The organism is Bradyrhizobium sp. (genome assembly GCF_016462955.1).
In the GTDB taxonomy this organism is placed as follows: Bacteria; Pseudomonadota; Alphaproteobacteria; order Rhizobiales; family Xanthobacteraceae; genus Bradyrhizobium.
In genome coordinates, this window is sequence record NZ_JAEMSD010000330.1 from 6,201 (window position 1) to 7,967 (window position 1,767).

General features: G+C 65.1%; 2 protein-coding genes. Both read left to right on the plus strand.

Going from position 1 to position 1,767, the window contains the following annotated elements:
* On the plus strand, nucleotides 1-1,077 hold a 1,077-nt coding region (locus JHD07_RS26985), incomplete at its 5' end, for an FtsX-like permease family protein (RefSeq protein ID WP_291627582.1).
* Nucleotides 1,078-1,348: 271 nt separating this feature from the next.
* The coding region (locus JHD07_RS26990; protein WP_291627584.1) for a Bax inhibitor-1 family protein at nucleotides 1,349-1,767 on the plus strand (419 nt) is incomplete at its 3' end.

Below are 1,767 nucleotides of genomic sequence, written 5' to 3' on the forward strand. Positions count from 1 at the left end.
CTCGGGCTCGCCGTGCTCGTCACCATCACCCAGATCGACGGCAATCTGCGCCGCCAGTTCCTCGCGGCTCTGCCCGACCAGGCGCCGTCGTTCTTCTTCATCGACATTCCGAGTGCGCAGGCCGAGCAGTTCGACGGCTATTTGCGCCGGATCGCGCCGGCCGCCAGGATCGAGGACGTGCCGATGCTGCGTGGGCGCATCGTTTCCGCGCGCGGCGTTCGCGCCGAAGAGCTCAAGCCGACCACGGATTCCGAATGGGTGCTGCAGAGCGACCGCGGCCTGACCTACACCAGTGAACTGCCGAAGGGCTCCAAGGTGGTCGAGGGCGAATGGTGGAGCGCGGATTATTCCGGCCCGCCGCTGGTTTCGATGGAGAAGAAGATCGCCGACGGCCTCGGCCTCAAGCTCGGGGACGAGATCGTGGTCAACGTGCTCGGCCGCGACATCCCGGCCAAGATCAGCAATTTGCGCACGATCGACTGGCAGGGGCTCGGTATCAATTTCGTCCTGGTGTTCTCGCCGAACGCCTTCAAGGGCGCGCCGCACACCCATATCGCGACGCTCACGGAAACGGGCGGAAATGCGGCGGGCGACGGCAAGATCATCAAGGAGGTCGCCGACGCCTATCCGATGGTCACCAGCGTGCGGGTGCGCGAGGTGATGGAGACGGTCGGCTCAGTGGTGACCAATCTGGCCCTGGCGATCCGCGGCGCCAGCGCGGTGACCCTGATCTCGGCGATCCTGGTGCTCGGCGGGGCGCTCGCCGCCGGCCATCGTCACCGGGTCTACGATGCCGTGATCCTGAAGACCCTGGGCGCGACGCGGCTGCGGCTGCTCGGCGCCTATGCGCTCGAATACCTCCTGATCGGCCTAGCCACCGCACTGTTCGGCGTGATCGCCGGCAGCTTGGCTGCCTGGATGATCGTGACGCGGCTGATGACGCTGACTTTCGTCTGGCAGGCCGGCAGCGCCGCCGGCGTGGTCGCTGCCGCGCTGGTCGTCACGGTCGGGCTCGGCCTCGCCGGCACCCTGCTGGCGCTGAACAAAAAGCCCGCAACGGTGTTGCGAAATTTGTGACAAAATGTAGCGGATGGGGGCGCCGGAGCAGAATCGCACGATTCCTGCGGTTAACCACGTCCGCTCGTCAGGATTGCAGGGTGAGGGCGACATTCAGCCGCGCGTGGAAGGTTGCAGCGGATGTGTTAGTTTCCCACATATCGGATGGGTTCGGAGTCCGATCGTTCGCCAAACTTTTAGTCGGCTGGCATCGGTATCCGAGATGGAATTTGACGAACCGGCGGCATGGCGACCCTCGTGCCGGACCGGACCAACCAACGGGAATTCGACCATGTCGGACCTAGACCGTAACTACGCTTCTCCTTTCGGCAGGGCCGCCGGGCGTGTTGACGCCGCGACGGTCGATGCCGGACTGCGCGCCTATATGCTGCGCGTCTACAACTACATGAGCATCGGCCTCGCCATCACCGGCCTGGCCGCGCTCGGCGTCTACATGGCCGCCGTGACCGACGTTGCGACCCCGGACGCCGTTCGCGTCGGCAAGCTGTTCCTGACGCCGTTCGGCTACGCGATGTTCGTCAGCCCCCTCAAGTGGCTGTTCATGCTCGCGCCGCTCGCAATGGTGTTCGCGATCTCGGCGGGCATCAACCGTCTGGCCCCCTCGACCGCCCAGATCCTGTTCTGGGTATTCGCGGCGCTGATGGGCATCTCCCTGTCGTCCATCTTCCTGGTGTTCACGCACACCTCGAT